The sequence below is a fragment of the Pararhizobium qamdonense genome (genome assembly GCF_029277445.1).
Lineage (GTDB): Bacteria > Pseudomonadota > Alphaproteobacteria > Rhizobiales > Rhizobiaceae > Pararhizobium > Pararhizobium qamdonense.
The window spans coordinates 549,572-563,508 of the sequence record NZ_CP119566.1; the positions used below are offsets into that span (position 1 = coordinate 549,572).

Here is a 13,937-nt window from a genome sequence, read left to right on the forward strand (position 1 = left end):
ATCCCGCAGGTGGCGGGTGCCGCCCACATTTGCTGGCAGCGATTTTGGAAATATTCAGAGTGTCAGGTGGGCGTTTGCGAGCCGCCGGTCAAGGCTTGCGCAGGCCTAAAAGTCCGGGTGCTGCATGCCAGATGGCCTGCACGGCAAAGCCCATGAACAGGACGCCGGAGAGCCGCACGATTGCCAGTTCATGGCGGCGGTAGAAACGCCGCACCACAGACGCGCCGATGATGCCGATCAGAATGATATCGGCAACCAGAAACCCGAGGAAGGAAACGGCAAGCAGCGCCGGCAGCGCATGAAAATCCAGCGCATTGGAAGAACCGGCAAGCAGCGCCGTGAAGGTCGCCAGCGCCACCGGATAGCCCTTCGGATTGGTCAGGCCGAAAATCAGGCCGCGCCGGTAGGGCCGCTCGACGCTGATCAGCGGCTGGTTTTCGCCGCGCGGTTTGGCCCGCAGCGCGTTCCAGCCGATCCAGGCGAGATAGAAGCCGCAGAAGAGGCCGAGAATGTCGAACACCGTGCTGCCGATCGTCTTGGCGCCGACGATCGCGACGAGCGCCAGCGACGACCAGAGCAGGTCACCGGCCAGATGTCCGCCCATGAACATTGCACCCGCCTTGCGGCCCTGTCCGGCACCGATGCCAAGCAGCGCCAGAAAGGCCGGACCGGGAATGAGGACATAAAGGAGGGCGGCCAGGAAGGCGCCGAAAAGCAGGGTCTGCGTCATGGAATCTCCTCGCGCGTGAAAGCACATTCGACCCTGCGCAGGTGATTCCGTCAAGATGCCCAAGGAAAGGTGCGGGGCAGGGCCAGGCAAGGCTCTGCCCCGCGCGAAAGGCGGCGATCTACTTGGCTTCGGTTGCCTTCATGGCATTGTCGAGATGCATGGAGCAGTCGCTCGTCTTGCCATCCTTCATCGCCATCTTGGCGCTGTCGACTTCCTTCATGGCCATCATCATCTGATCTTTTTTCATCGGATCGGTCATGCCCTTGGCCATTTCCTCTGTCTTCATGATCGAGGCGTCGTCGCAGGCCATCATGCCGGCGGCAAAGGCCGGGGCCGACAGGCTGGCAACCAGCGCGGCGGTTGCAAAAATCATCTTGAACATAGTTTCTCTCCCAGTGAATGCGGGGAGCATCATTGCTCCCGCAACGAACTCTGCGCCTGCAGCGCGGACACGTTCAATTCACGCATGCGCGATGCACGCGGTTGTCATAACCCGTGCTTTTAGTTGATATTTTCGTGATCGATTTATTACGTAATTCGCATATTTAAGCGGCGTTTTCCGGGTCTTGCCGGACTATCTCGCGCTTGATAAGTAATGCTTACGATATCCTAAAAGGCGAGTTCCCATGCCGGTCAGATTGGAAACCGATACGATCGGCATGTTGCTCACCGATGTGTCCCGGCTTTTGCGCGGCGCTTTCGATCGCTGCATCACGGCATCGGCTCTTGGCGTGACGCCGGGCGAGGCGAGGGCGCTGATCCAGGTGGCGGCGACCGAAGGCATCAAGCAGGCCGACATTGCGGTGCGGATGGGCATCGAACCGATGACGCTCTCCACCTATCTCGATCGTCTGGAAGCGCTCGGGCTGGTGGAGCGGGTGCCGGATCCCGGTGATCGCCGGGCAAAGAATGTCGTCGTCACCGATGCGGCGGATCCCTTGCTTCTCGCTCTTCGCAGCGAGGTCCGCACCCTGATGGACCAGGTCACGTCGGGGCTCGGTGCGCAGGGCCGCGAAGCGTTGCGCGCGAGCCTCAAGGGCCTGCGCGAAAACTTGCACCAGCTCGACCGCTGCGTCTCCTCCGACAAGAAAAGTATCGGCGAATGAACCTGCGGATGAGCGAACGGCGCACCAGCATGCTCGGTGCCTTGCTGGCGACCCTTGGGCCCATCTCCATGTCGATCTACACACCGGCCATGCCCGAACTGGTAAAGGCCTTCGCCACCACGGAATCGATGATCAAGCTGACGCTGTCGGTCTATTTCGGTGGCTTCTCGGTGGCGCAACTGATTGCCGGACCGATGTCGGATGCGTTTGGCCGCAAGCGGGCGACGGTCGCTTTCGTCGGCATCAATCTTATGGGCAGCCTCATCTGCGCGTTTGCGCCCACCGTCGATTGGCTGCTGGCCGGGCGGCTGATCCAGGGGATTGGCGCGTCCGTGGGGATCACCGTTGCACGCGCCATCGTGCGCGATCAATTTACCGGTGCCGAGGCGTCGCGGATCATGAACCTGATCGGCATCATGCTGGCCATCGGCCCGGCCATGGCGCCGACCATCGGCGGGCTGGCGCTCGCGGCCTTCGGCTGGCAGGCTATTTTCTTCCTGCTGGTTGGTTTCGGTCTGATCGCCATCGCCGCCGTCCTCGTCTTCATGCGCGAGACCACCACGCCGGATCCACGCCGCGCGCGGCCAGGGCCGCTTCTCTCGGCCTATGGCGACCTCATCCGCGATTCCCGTTTCGTCGCCGCTGCCATCGTGCTTGGCGGTTCGGTCGGCGCGCTCTATGCGCAGTCAACGATGCTGTCCTTCATCCTGATCGACAAAGTCGGCATGACGCCAACGGCTTTCGGGATCGGCATGCTGATGCAGAGCGGCTGCTATTTTTCAGGCTCGGTCTGTCTGAGGCTGACGGCTGCAAAACTTGGCGGCGAAGGATCGGTTCGCGCAGGGCTTGCCCTGTGTGCCACCGGCGGACTGCTGATCATATTGTCCGTGCTTTTCGTCGCGCCGAGCTATCTGTCGGTCATGCTGCCGGTTGCGTTTTCCAGCTTCGGCATCGCTTTTTTGACACCGCATATGACCACGGCGGCTTTGCATTCCTTCCCGCATATTGCCGGCTCCGCATCGGCGATGATGGGGTTCATCCAGATGGCCGGCGGCTTTCTCGGCGGCCTCGCGGCCGCCCTCCTCGGCACCCCCCTCACCGCCTTCGGTGTGATCATCCCGGCGATGCTGTTCACGTCGGTTGCCAGCTATGCCTGGTTTCAACATGCGACGCGGCGGCAGGTTCTGGATACGGACAGGACGCAGGACGAGTAAGGAAGCCGGCGTTGTTTCAAGGTCCCTCGATGGGCCATGGGTTGCCGGCCCCTCTTGAGTCATCCTCGGGCTCGACCCGAGGATCCTCGCTCCGGCGTCGGACGTGGCGGGTGGATGCTCGGGTCAGGTCCGAGCATGACGGAGCGGTGAGGGTACCAACGAAAAAAGCCCGCCTCCTTGCGGAAGCGGGCCCTCGAAATACGGATCAGCCGGCTGTTACTTGTCGCGGTTGCGGGCGGCCAGTGTGCGCAGGCGCAGTGCGTTGAGCTTGATGAAGCCGGCGGCGTCCTTCTGGTCGTAGGCGCCCTGGTCGTCCTCGAAGGTGACCAGCTTGTCGGAATAGAGCGACTTGTTGCTTTCGCGGCCGGTGACCATGACATTGCCCTTGTAGAGCTTCAGCGTCACTTCGCCCTCGACATGATCCTGGCTCTTGTCGATCAGTGCCTGCAGCATTTCGCGTTCGGGCGAGAACCAGAAGCCGTAATAGATCAGCTCGGCATAGCGCGGCATGATGTCGTCCTTGAGGTGGGCCGCACCCCGGTCGAGCGTGATCGATTCGATGGCGCGGTGGGCCGTGAGCAGGATCGTGCCGCCGGGGGTCTCGTAGACGCCGCGCGACTTCATGCCGACGAAGCGGTTTTCGACGAGATCGAGGCGGCCGATGCCGTTGTCGCGGCCGAGCGCGTTGAGTGCGGTCAGGATCGAGGCGGGGCTCATTTCCTTGCCATCGATCGAAACGGCATCACCCTTGCGGAAGCCGATCTTGACGGTGGTCGCCACATCCGGCGCTTCTTCCGGCGAAATCGTGCGCATGTAAACGTAGTTCGGCGCTTCGACGGCCGGGTCCTCGAGAACCTTGCCTTCGGAGGAGGAGTGCAACAGGTTGGCATCGACGGAGAACGGCGCCTCGCCCATCTTGTCCTTGGCAACCGGGATCTGATGCTGTTCGGCAAAGGCGAGCAGGTCGGTGCGGCTCTTGAACGACCAGTCGCGCCAGGGGGCGATGATCTTGATGTCAGGGTTCAGCGCATAGGCCGAAAGCTCGAAACGGACCTGGTCATTACCCTTGCCGGTCGCACCATGCGCAATCGCATCGGCGCCGGTTTCGCGGGCGATATCGATCAGGTGCTTGGAAATCAGTGGACGGGCGATCGAGGTGCCGAGCAGATAGACGCCTTCATAGACGGCATTGGCGCGGAACATCGGGAAGACGAAATCCTTCACGAATTCCTCGCGCACATCGCGGATATAGATATCCTTGATGCCCATCATCTCAGCCTTCTTGCGGGCCGGCTCCAGCTCTTCGCCCTGGCCGAGGTCGGCGGTGAAGGTGACGACTTCAGCGCCGAGTTCGGTCTGCAGCCATTTCAGGATGATCGAGGTGTCGAGACCGCCGGAATAGGCGAGAACGACCTTTTTCACTTGCTTTGCCATGTTTGTCTGTCCGTCTTGTCCGAAAAGACGCGGGATCGCGCCCAAGAAAATTCTGCGGCACTTTTAGCGAGATTGCCGGTGCGTGCAAGCCTTTCGCGGCCAGAATTGCGCGGGCGGCATCTCGAGGAGGACTCACGCCTCGCCATTCTGCATTTTCAAAGGATTTGAAAAACGGAAAGCCCGCCGTCCCAAAGGGGCAGCGGGCTTGATCGAACAATTGTTGTCTGCGGTGTGGCTATCGCCCCTCCTGCAAACTGTTACCTGCACTGACGGCGCGGGCCGTAATTTGGCTGGTAGGTATTGTCGTAAGCGCGGTACGAGCGGTAACGTGCATAGCAGGACTGGGTGTGCGAGTTGCCATTCGAATAGCGCGGCTGCGATGCGATGGCACCGCCGATGATGGCACCAGCGGCCAGGCCACCGATAATGGCACCGGCATTGTTATTCCGGTGACGGCGATAGTCGTTGCGGTAGTAGCCGTGACGGTTGTTGTGGCGGCGGTCCCAGCGGTTGCTATGACGGTTACGGTCCCAGCCGTGGCGGCGGTGATTGTTGCGGATGATCCGGCGCTCACGATGGTCGCGCACCTGCACGATATCTGTCTGAGCCGTCGCAGCCTTTACCGGCGCGGACGGAAATGCCTGGGCAGGCGCAAAGCTGGTCAAAGCTGTGACGGCGGAGATGAAGAGTACTGCAAGTTTTCTCATGAATGTTTCCTCGTTTCACCACAAGAACGGATAGGCTTGAATTTCGTTCCGTCGCCGTCTTCACCATTTGGTGATCGGATTGGTTGTCTGGACAGCGTTATGGGTGCGGAAAAGCAGAATTGCTTTCAGGGGCCATTTCAGTCATTCAATGTTTGCTGATCCACCGAATGCGTGAACCTTCCATAGGATTGAAAGATGGATTTCCTGCCGAGCCTGCCGACACTTCTGGCTTTCACCGCAGCGACGCTGCTGCTCGCGGCGACGCCGGGTCCGGATATGACGCTGTCGATCAGCCGGGCGCTGAGCCAGGGAAAGGCCGCCGCCTTTTTCGTTGTCGTCGGAACCAGCCTTGGCTGCGTCGTACACACGCTCCTGGTCGCCTTCGGGATCTCGGCGCTGATCACGGCTTCGCCGACAGCCTTCATGATCCTGAAGACAGGCGGTGCCGCCTATCTGTTCTGGCTGGCGGTGCAGGCGATCCGCTATGGATCGACGCTGACGGTCAAGAAGGTGGATGACACCGGTGCCTCGGCGCTGGCCAATATATCCACCGGGCTCTGGGTCAATCTGCTCAACCCGAAAGTCATCATCTTCTTTATGACCTTCCTGCCGCAGTTCGTCACCGCCCATGATCCGGCCGTAACGCAGAAGCTGCTGTTCCTCGGCTTTTTCTTCATCGTGGCGGCGATGCCGGTCAATGTGCTGGTCATCCTGACGGCCGATGGCCTGTCCGGCTGGCTGCAGCGCCGCAAAAGCGTCATGCGCGGCATCGACTACACGTTTGCCGGCGTCTTTTCGATCTTTGCGGTGAAAATCCTGTTCACGCAGACGCGCTGAACAGGATCAGCCGATCAGCAGCGCATCGTCATCCAGCGTCTGGCCGCGAATCTTGCGGAACATGGCGATGAGATCTTCGACCTGCAGCGTCTTGCGGCTGTCGCCGGAGACGTCGAGCACCACTTCGCCCGCATGCAACATGATAGTGCGGTGACCGAAATCGAGCGCCTGGCGCATCGAGTGGGTCACCATTAAAGCCGTCAGCTTGCGCTCGGAGACGATCTTCTGGGTGAGGTTCATGATGAATTCGGCCATGCCGGGATCGAGCGCTGCGGTATGCTCGTCGAGCAGCAGGACTTCGGAACCGGCGAGCGTCGCCATGACCAGCGAAACCGCCTGCCGCTGGCCGCCGGAGAGCAGGTCCATCCGGTCGCGCATGCGGTTTTCAAGGCCAAGGTTGAGCTCGGCGATGCGGTCGCGGAAATGTTCGCGGCGCTTGGGGCCAAGGGCCCGTGTCAGCCCCCGGCTTTCGCCGCGCCGTGCGGCCAGCGCCAGGTTTTCCTCGATCGACAGGGCGCCGCAGCTTCCCGCCAGCGGATCCTGAAAGACACGGGCAACGAGCCCGGCGCGGGCGGCCGTGCCCTTGCGGGTCACGTCTGTATTGCCGATGGTCACCTGGCCCGACGCCGGAATGACGTCACCGGCGAGAACCCCGAGCACGGTGGATTTGCCCGCACCATTGGAGCCGATGACGGTCACGAAGGTGCCTTCCTCGATGGTCAGGCTGACGCCGTTCAGCGCCTGCTTCTGCAGCGGCGTTCCCTTGCCGAAGATCACCTGGATATTGTCGAGCTTGATCATGCGGCACCTCCGCGGCGCAGGCGGGGAAGGACGAGGGCGACCGTGACAAGCGCTGCGGTGACTAGATTGAGGTCGGAGGCCTGCAGGCCCAGGATATCGGTGGAGAGCGCCAGCTGGATGGCGATGCGATAGAGGATCGAGCCGAGCACACAGCCGATCAGCGCGATCAGGATGCCGCGCGCTCCCAGCAGCGTTTCGCCGATGATGACGGCCGCTAGGCCGACGACGATGGTGCCGACACCCGAGGTGACATCGGCAAAGCCGTTGGTCTGGGCAAACAGCGCGCCGCCAAGCGCAACCAGCGCGTTGGAGAGCGCCATGCCGAGATAGATCTGGCGGCTGGTATCAACCCCTTGCGCCCTTGCCATGCGCGCATTGGCGCCGGTTGCCCGCATGGCAAGACCGGCATCGCTTTCAAGGAAGCGCCAGACGGCAATGACGGCGACGATGACGAGAAGGCCAATGAACAGAGGCCGCACGTAAAAGTCCCGCAGACCGAGGCCGAAAAAGGGAGACAGCATCGTGTCGGCATTGATCAGCGCGACATTCGGCTTGCCCATGACCCGTAGATTGACGGAGAACAGCGCAATCATCGTCAGGATCGAAGCGAGCAGATTGAGAATGCGGAAGCGGACGTTGAGGATGGCGGTGACGATGCCTGCAGCCGCGCCAGCGATCATGGCAACGCCCGAGGCCAGCCAGGGATTGACGCCGGCGATGATCAGGACGGCTGCAACGGCGGCGCCGAGCGGAAAGGAGCCGTCCACGGTCAGATCGGGAAAATCGAGCACGCGGAAGGCAAGGAATACACCGATGGCGACGAAGGCATAGACGAGCCCAAGCTCGACTGCTCCCCAGAAGGCAATTTGGCTCACCGCTGTCGGTCCTCTTCTTTTTACGTCTTCAAACCCGCTGCGGCACTCAGGCGCTTTGCAAGGCGCGCCGCCTAACCCAGGTCTTTTTTACAAATGAACCGCCCCCGTATGGAAGGAGGGCGGCTCAAAATCAATCGGATTGTGCAAATTTCGGGTGGCTTGGCGTTATTCGACAACGCGGGTGGCGCGGTCAAGAACGCTTTGCGGGAAGGTCACGCCCATCTTGGCAGCTGAACCCTTGTTGATGACTAGGTCGGTGCCGGCGGCAACCTTGACGGCGATATCGCCGGGGTTTTCACCCTTCAGGATGCGAACGACGATATCGCCGGTCTGCTTACCGACATCGTGATAGTTGAAGCCGAGGGCGGCCACGGCGCCGCGCGATACGGAATCGGTATCGGCGGTGAACAGCGGCAGCTTGGCTTCGACGGCCACGGCTACAGCACCTTCGAGCGCCGAAATGATCGTGTTGTCGGTGGGGATGTAAATGACGTCGGCACGGCCGACCAGTGCGCGGGCAGCACCCTGGACTTCGGCCGACTTGGTCGCAGCCGATTCAACCACCGTCAGGCCGGCCTTTTCGGCTTCAGTCTTCAAAACGGCGAGCAGCGATACGGAGTTTGCCTCGCCGGAATTGTAGAGATAGCCGATCGACTTCACGTTCGGCAGGATTTCCTTGATCAGCGCCACATGTTCGGCAACTGGCGACAGGTCGGACAGGCCGGTGACGTTGCCGCCGGGCTTGTCCATGTCCTTGATCAGCTGCGCGCCGAGCGGGTCGGACACGGCGGTGAAGACGACCGGGATGTCGCGCGTCGAGGAGACGACGGCCTGGGCCGATGGGGTCGAGATCGGCACGATCACATTCGGTGCCTCACCGGCAAACTGGCGGGCGATCTGGGCTGCGGTTGCCGGGTTGCCCTGCGCGGATTCGTAGAGGAACTTGAGGTTCTCGCCTTCCTTGTAGCCGGCAGCGGCGAGGGTTTCCTTGACCCCGTCACGCACGGCATCGAGCGCCGGATGCTCGACGATCGCGGTAACCGCAACCGTGACATCTTCCGCACGGGCGGGCAGGGTAAGGGCGGCAGTTGCCGCCAGGGCGATGAGAAGCGAACGCATGGGTGTCCTCCAAGACTGATTTTTAGGCAGTCTTAGGAAGGCTCGAGGTTTAAATCAATCGAATTGCGGACCAGCATCCATCAAATTTGCTGATCAATCCTCACCGTGATTGGCAATCATCATCGCCTCGAACGCCATGCGGTCGACCTTGCGCATGCGCTCGGAATCGGATTTCAGCTGGCCGCAGGCGGCGAGAATGTCGCGGCCGCGCGGTGTGCGGATCGGCGAGGCATAGCCGGCCGCATTGATGAAATCGGCAAATTTCTCGATCTGCTCCCATTTCGAACACTGGTAGTTCGTGCCCGGCCAGGGATTGAACGGGATCAGGTTGATCTTCGCCGGAATGCCCTTCAGCAGGCGCACCAGTTCCTTGGCATCTTCCAGCGTGTCGTTGACGCCTTCGAGCATGACATATTCGAAGGTGATGCGGCGGGCATTCGACAGGCCCGGATATTTCCGGCAGGCGTCAAGCAAGTCCTTCAGCGGATACTTCTTGTTGATCGGCACCAGCATATCGCGCAGGTCGTCCTTCACCGCATGCAGCGAGATCGCCAGCATGACGCCGATTTCCTCGCCGGTGCGAAAGATTTCCGGAACGATGCCAGAGGTCGATAGCGTGACGCGGCGCTTCGACAGCGACAGGCCGTCGCCATCGGTCGCGATCAGCAGTGCAGTCTTGACGTTTTCGAAATTGTAGAGCGGCTCGCCCATGCCCATCATCACCATATTGGTGACCTTGCGGCCCTCATTGGGGACGACGGTGCCGACCGGCGTGTCGCGGTCCGGGAAATCGCCGAGCCGGTCGCGGGCAAGCAGCAGCTGCGAAAGGATTTCCTCGGCCGTCAGATTGCGCACCAGCTTCTGGGTGCCGGTATGACAGAAGGAACAGGTCAGCGTGCAACCGACCTGGCTGGAAACGCACAGCGTGCCGCGGCCTTCCTCGGGGATATAGACCGTTTCAATCTCGACGGGACGGCCGGCACCGCGCGGCGGAAAGCGTAGGAGCCATTTGCGGGTACCGTCGGTGGAGATCTGCTCCTCGACGATTTCAGGCCGGGCGATGGTGAAATGCTTCTTCAGAAGCTCGCGCATGTCCTTCGACACATTGGTCATGTGGTCGAAATCGGAAACGCCGCGCACATAGAGCCAGTTCCAGAGCTGGCTGGAGCGCATCTTGACCTGCTTTGCGGGAACGCCGACATCGGCGAGCGCCTTGCCCATGTCTTCGCGCGAAAGACCGATCAGCGTCGGCTTTTCGGCTGCGATTGCCGTGCGGACAGCTGCCTTGACGGGACGGTCCAGATCGAGTGCTTCAGTCGCGGCCATTCTCGCCATTTCCCATGTTTGCGATGCGCAAGGCCCGTTCAAGCGCTTTTGCCTGTAGCCGGTTGCGTCAATGCTGAGATCAGAATTCGTTTGCCGCGCATCGGGATTGCCAGATACCCCGGGGTCGTCAACGATCCACGCAGCTATCGTCAAGCGGGCCTTTAGCACGGTTTTCGCCCGGCGTCACCCTCCGGCGCCTCAGGGCAGATCTGCAAAAAGACGACGGCGTCAACGCCAAAAGGCCGGATGAACCGGCCTTTTGCGATAATGATGGTGTCTGGCTGCGCTTACTTGCAGTTTTCGATCTGCTTCAGTGCAGCCGAAATGCCCGAGAGCGAATAGGAATAGGCCGTCGGCGTGCCCTTGCGGGACTTTGCGGCAATCGACATCGCCTTGCCGGTCTTCATTGCGGCAACCAGGGCCGGTTCTTCCGCAGCGTTCTCCACCCAGGCGGAGTTGCCCTTGGTGAACATCGTGAAGTTCTTCGCGTCGATGGTGACGGTAACCTTGGAGTTTTCCTGCAGCGGATAGCCCATCATCGCCTGCGGTTCGTAGGAAATGTTCTGGCCGGGACGCTGCGACACGAGGAAGAAGATATCGCCGTGATCGACATTGGCCGGGCTCTTTTCCTTCGGAACCGACAGCACATAGCAGACCTTGCCGGCGCCGGCCTGATAGGAATAGGCGCCCCAGGCATTGAACTGCTGAATGCGGGTCGGCGACTGGGCCGAAGCAACGCCGGCAAATGCCAGCACGAGTGCGAGTGCGAGGTTGAGCTTTCTTACAAACATCTTGTCCTGCCGGTTTCTTGAGCGCCCAAAGCCCGATCAGCATCAGCCGGGCAACGCTTGGTCACGATTTGATTTATTTTGACTTAATTCAGGTTACTAAACCGTCAACATTCCCTGAACTTACTGCGCTATCCGCTTTAATATGGAACAAAGTACGGCGCAAACCCCGCTCCGGTTTCAAGGCTTCGATAACGCGCCTGAACTCTGCGAGCCTGCCTTGATCCACGGTGTACGAAAACCCCAGAGAACGGGTGCTTCGGAAAAATTCCCGAATTCCGTCCGCCATGCACGTTTCGCTTGCCGGGCAGCTGCCCGATCAGCCGACGCGTGCCCGGCGTTCGTTTTATGTCACAAAGAATCAGGCAAGAGTTTGACCTTTGGCAAAAGCGCTGTACCTCTGGTGCAATACTGCAAAAAACAGGGCGGGAGGCCATCAAAAGCGGAATGAATGTTGAAGTGAGACAGCATTTTACCGCCCTTGCCGTGGCCGTCGCACGCGATCGTGATCAGACCGCCTTTTCGGAGCTCTTCGACTTTTTCGCGCCACGGCTGAAATCCTTCCTGATGCGGCAGAATGCCGGCGTCACGGAAGCGGAAGAGGTTGTGCAGGAAGTGATGGTTATCCTGTGGCAAAAGGCGCATCTCTACGATCCGGAAAAGTCCTCGCTTTCGACATGGCTGTTCCGCATTGCCCGCAACCGGCGCATCGACGTTGCCCGCCGCCAGCGTAACGGCACGCTGGATGCGCACGAACCGCTGCTGCTGCCCACCGCACCGCCCGCGCCGGATCAGTTGATCGAAAGCGAAGATCGCGAACAGATCGTCCGCACGGCGCTGGCAAAGCTGCCCGTCGAGCAGGTGACCCTGATCAGGATGGCGTTTTTCTTTGGCCAATCGCATTCGGAGATTTCGGCAGCCACCGGCCTGCCGCTGGGGACCGTCAAGTCACGCATCCGCCTTGCGTTCGGCAAGTTGCGGGCCATGCTCGAAGAGGGCGGGATCGATAGCGCCTATTGAACTCGGTGATCAGCCCGGAAGCTTGTCCTTCAGCGTCTCGTCGGCCTCGATATAATGCTTTTCCTTGATCTGGCCGCTGATCGCGGCAAAGGCCGCCGTCAAAACGGCGATATCGTCGGAAAAGCCGACGACGGCCAGGACGTCGGGAATGACATCGAACGGCATGACGAAATAGGCAAGGGCGCCCAAAAGGATGCCGCGTGTGCGCAGCGGCGTCGCCGGATCCATTGCGCAATAGTAGGCGGCAACCACGTCGCGGCTGAACGGGATCTGCCGCATCGCCCGTTTCAGGGTCGGCCAGAAACGGCGCTTCACCTTGCGGGCTTTCGCTTCCTGCTCGCTTTCCTCGCCAGGCAGCAAAATCTCGCCGATCTTGATGTTATCCATCTTGCTTGTCCCATCCGTCATGGAAAATCATATGGTGAGCAGGCCCGCGATTTCAAATGTGTAATTTCAAATGTGCTATTTCAGATGCCCTATTTCAGATGCTCGGGCATGCGGCCCGCCGCCGCCTTGTCCATCTTCGCGGCGAGCTTGAAGTCTAGTTCGGTTAGCCCTTTCGAATCATGAGTTGTAAGCGTCACATCGACTTTATTGTAGACATTGAACCATTCCGGGTGATGGTTGAGTTTTTCCGCATTGATCGCACTTTCGGTCATGAAACCGAAAGCTTCAATGAAGCTCTTGAAACGAAAGGCTTTCCAGATCGACGCGCCGTCCTCGGCAAGCACCCAGCCGTCCATGGAAGACAGGTTTTCGGCAACGGCCTCCTTGGTGAGCTTTTCCTGTTTCATGGGGCTTCCCCTTCCAGATTTTTTTGATGGCGGTAACCGGTTCCAGTTTCAAAACGCAGCGGCCGCAGATAGGTTCAACCTTTTCCAGAGCCGCTTGGCCAGAGCCGCTGGGATAGTCATGAAGCCTGTCAGAATTCTCTTCGTCTGTCTCGGCAATATCTGCCGCTCACCCCTCGCTGAGGGTATTCTTAGGCATGTGGCAGGGGATATTCCGGTGGATGTCGATTCGGCCGGGACGGGCGGGTGGCATATTGGCAATCCGCCGGATCGCCGCTCGATCGCCGTCGCGCTGAAGCATGGGATCGATATCGCCTCAGAGCGGTGCCGCAAGGTTCATCCGGGCGATTTCGACGCCTTCGATCTGATCTTTGCGATGGACCGCAGCAATCTTGCCGATCTGCGCGCGATGGCTCCACTGCCGGCGCGCCACAAGCTGCACCTGTTTCTCGCCTATACGAAGGGGACCGCAATCGATGTGCCCGACCCCTATTATGAGGGGCCGGAAGGGTTCGAGACAGTCTACAGCATGCTCTTTGAGGGGTGCAGCTCGCTGGCCGGCACGCTCAGGGAGCGCTCGTAGAGCGGAAAGACTTCCTCGGTGACATAGGGGCCGCCGCCGACTGAATCGCGTGATGACAACAGCACGAAGCGAGAGACGGTGAACGGATTGGTGTAGAAGCCGCCTCGTCCGGAGAGATAGTTGACCACATCCTCCACCCGCGACGACCGCAGCCGGCCAAGCGTCACATGCGGGGTGAATTTGCGGGGATCGGCGGGCAGGCCGAGCCTCTGGCAGATGCGTTCGATTTCCGCCTGAAGCGCATAGAGTTCCGGCGGGTTGCTGACGCCCGCCCAGACGGAATGCGGCTTCTTCGATCCGAAAGCGCCGGTTCCTGTCAGTTGCAGCTGGAATTCCGGACGTTCGATCCGGTCCAGCCGGTCAACGATCTCGTCGGCGGTGCGGTTGTCGACGTCTCCGATGAAGCGAAGAGTGATGTGGTAATTCTCCACATCGATCCAACGGGCACCGGGAAGACCACCACGCAACAATGAAAGGCTCATTGCGGCATTCCGTGGTATCTCGAGGGCGGTGAAAAGTCTCGGCATGACGAGCTCCCCGAATCTCTTGAAGATAACCCAGCGAATCATGCTTGCCTGCGAGAAGCAAATACAATTTCGCACCTGC

Annotated in this window: 17 protein-coding genes; 5 read left to right on the plus strand and 12 right to left on the minus strand. The window is 60.4% G+C overall.

Annotated features, from left to right (window positions below; translation table 11 throughout):
• Positions 1–88: 88 nt before the first annotated feature.
• Both PYR65_RS02655 and PYR65_RS02660 read right to left on the minus strand, forming a co-directional pair.
• Complete coding sequence (locus tag PYR65_RS02655) at positions 89–730, minus strand: LysE family translocator (RefSeq protein WP_276119798.1); 642 nt, start codon at positions 728–730, stop codon at positions 89–91.
• Positions 731–848: 118 nt separating this feature from the next.
• A complete protein-coding gene (locus PYR65_RS02660) occupies positions 849–1,112 on the minus strand; it encodes a hypothetical protein (protein WP_276119799.1) in 264 nt (87 codons plus the stop codon).
• 244 nt (positions 1,113–1,356) lie between these two features.
• On the opposite strand from PYR65_RS02660, the gene PYR65_RS02665 reads away from it, so the two are divergent.
• Positions 1,357–1,836: a MarR family winged helix-turn-helix transcriptional regulator gene (locus PYR65_RS02665; RefSeq protein ID WP_276119800.1), complete on the plus strand. Its 480-nt coding sequence runs from the start codon at positions 1,357–1,359 to the stop codon at positions 1,834–1,836.
• Between the two features lie 8 nt (positions 1,837–1,844).
• Positions 1,845–3,050 (plus strand): multidrug effflux MFS transporter, encoded by a 1,206-nt coding sequence (locus PYR65_RS02670; RefSeq protein WP_276119801.1) that lies wholly within the window; start codon positions 1,845–1,847, stop codon positions 3,048–3,050.
• A gap of 216 nt (positions 3,051–3,266) precedes the next feature.
• On the opposite strand, the gene PYR65_RS02675 is transcribed toward PYR65_RS02670, so the two are convergent.
• Both PYR65_RS02675 and PYR65_RS02680 read right to left on the minus strand, forming a co-directional pair.
• A complete protein-coding gene (locus PYR65_RS02675; protein ID WP_060638654.1) occupies positions 3,267–4,484 on the minus strand; it encodes an argininosuccinate synthase in 1,218 nt (405 codons plus the stop codon).
• A 257-nt stretch (positions 4,485–4,741) separates the two neighbouring features.
• On the minus strand, positions 4,742–5,191 hold the full coding sequence (locus PYR65_RS02680; protein ID WP_060638499.1) for a BA14K family protein: 450 nt from the start codon (positions 5,189–5,191) through the stop codon (positions 4,742–4,744).
• Positions 5,192–5,386: 195 nt separating this feature from the next.
• Between PYR65_RS02680 and PYR65_RS02685 the strand changes: the two genes are divergently transcribed.
• Entirely contained in the window at positions 5,387–6,028 is a 642-nt protein-coding gene (locus tag PYR65_RS02685; protein ID WP_060638498.1) for a LysE family translocator, read from the plus strand.
• A gap of 6 nt (positions 6,029–6,034) precedes the next feature.
• Here PYR65_RS02685 and PYR65_RS02690 read toward each other — a convergent pair whose 3' ends face one another.
• From PYR65_RS02690 to PYR65_RS02710, 5 genes are all read right to left on the minus strand, one after another.
• On the minus strand, positions 6,035–6,829 hold the full coding sequence (locus PYR65_RS02690; RefSeq protein WP_276119802.1) for an ABC transporter ATP-binding protein: 795 nt from the start codon (positions 6,827–6,829) through the stop codon (positions 6,035–6,037).
• On the minus strand, positions 6,826–7,704 hold the full coding sequence (locus PYR65_RS02695) for an ABC transporter permease (RefSeq protein ID WP_060638496.1): 879 nt from the start codon (positions 7,702–7,704) through the stop codon (positions 6,826–6,828). Before PYR65_RS02695 ends, PYR65_RS02690 begins: the two co-directional genes overlap by 4 nt.
• Before the next feature lie 165 nt (positions 7,705–7,869).
• On the minus strand, positions 7,870–8,823 hold the full coding sequence (locus PYR65_RS02700; protein WP_060638495.1) for an ABC transporter substrate-binding protein: 954 nt from the start codon (positions 8,821–8,823) through the stop codon (positions 7,870–7,872).
• Positions 8,824–8,916: 93 nt separating this feature from the next.
• Positions 8,917–10,149, minus strand: coding sequence for a 23S rRNA (adenine(2503)-C(2))-methyltransferase RlmN (rlmN, locus tag PYR65_RS02705; RefSeq protein WP_276119803.1), 1,233 nt, complete (start codon positions 10,147–10,149; stop codon positions 8,917–8,919).
• Positions 10,150–10,436: 287 nt separating this feature from the next.
• Positions 10,437–10,940, minus strand: coding sequence for an invasion associated locus B family protein (locus PYR65_RS02710; RefSeq protein WP_060638493.1), 504 nt, complete (start codon positions 10,938–10,940; stop codon positions 10,437–10,439).
• 444 nt (positions 10,941–11,384) lie between these two features.
• On the opposite strand from PYR65_RS02710, the gene PYR65_RS02715 reads away from it, so the two are divergent.
• Positions 11,385–11,957 (plus strand): sigma-70 family RNA polymerase sigma factor, encoded by a 573-nt coding sequence (locus PYR65_RS02715; protein ID WP_276119804.1) that lies wholly within the window; start codon positions 11,385–11,387, stop codon positions 11,955–11,957.
• A gap of 9 nt (positions 11,958–11,966) precedes the next feature.
• On the opposite strand, the gene PYR65_RS02720 is transcribed toward PYR65_RS02715, so the two are convergent.
• A complete protein-coding gene (locus PYR65_RS02720) occupies positions 11,967–12,344 on the minus strand; it encodes a YkvA family protein (protein ID WP_276119805.1) in 378 nt (125 codons plus the stop codon).
• Between the two features lie 89 nt (positions 12,345–12,433).
• A complete protein-coding gene (locus PYR65_RS02725; RefSeq protein ID WP_276119806.1) occupies positions 12,434–12,751 on the minus strand; it encodes a 4a-hydroxytetrahydrobiopterin dehydratase in 318 nt (105 codons plus the stop codon).
• Between the two features lie 118 nt (positions 12,752–12,869).
• Here PYR65_RS02725 and PYR65_RS02730 point away from each other — a divergent pair, with 118 nt between their 5' ends.
• Complete coding sequence (locus PYR65_RS02730) at positions 12,870–13,331, plus strand: low molecular weight protein-tyrosine-phosphatase (protein WP_276119807.1); 462 nt, start codon at positions 12,870–12,872, stop codon at positions 13,329–13,331.
• Here PYR65_RS02730 and thpR read toward each other — a convergent pair.
• Complete coding sequence (thpR, locus tag PYR65_RS02735) at positions 13,271–13,858, minus strand: RNA 2',3'-cyclic phosphodiesterase (protein WP_060638652.1); 588 nt, start codon at positions 13,856–13,858, stop codon at positions 13,271–13,273. The genes PYR65_RS02730 and thpR overlap by 61 nt on opposite strands.
• Between the last annotated feature and the right edge of the window lie 79 nt (positions 13,859–13,937).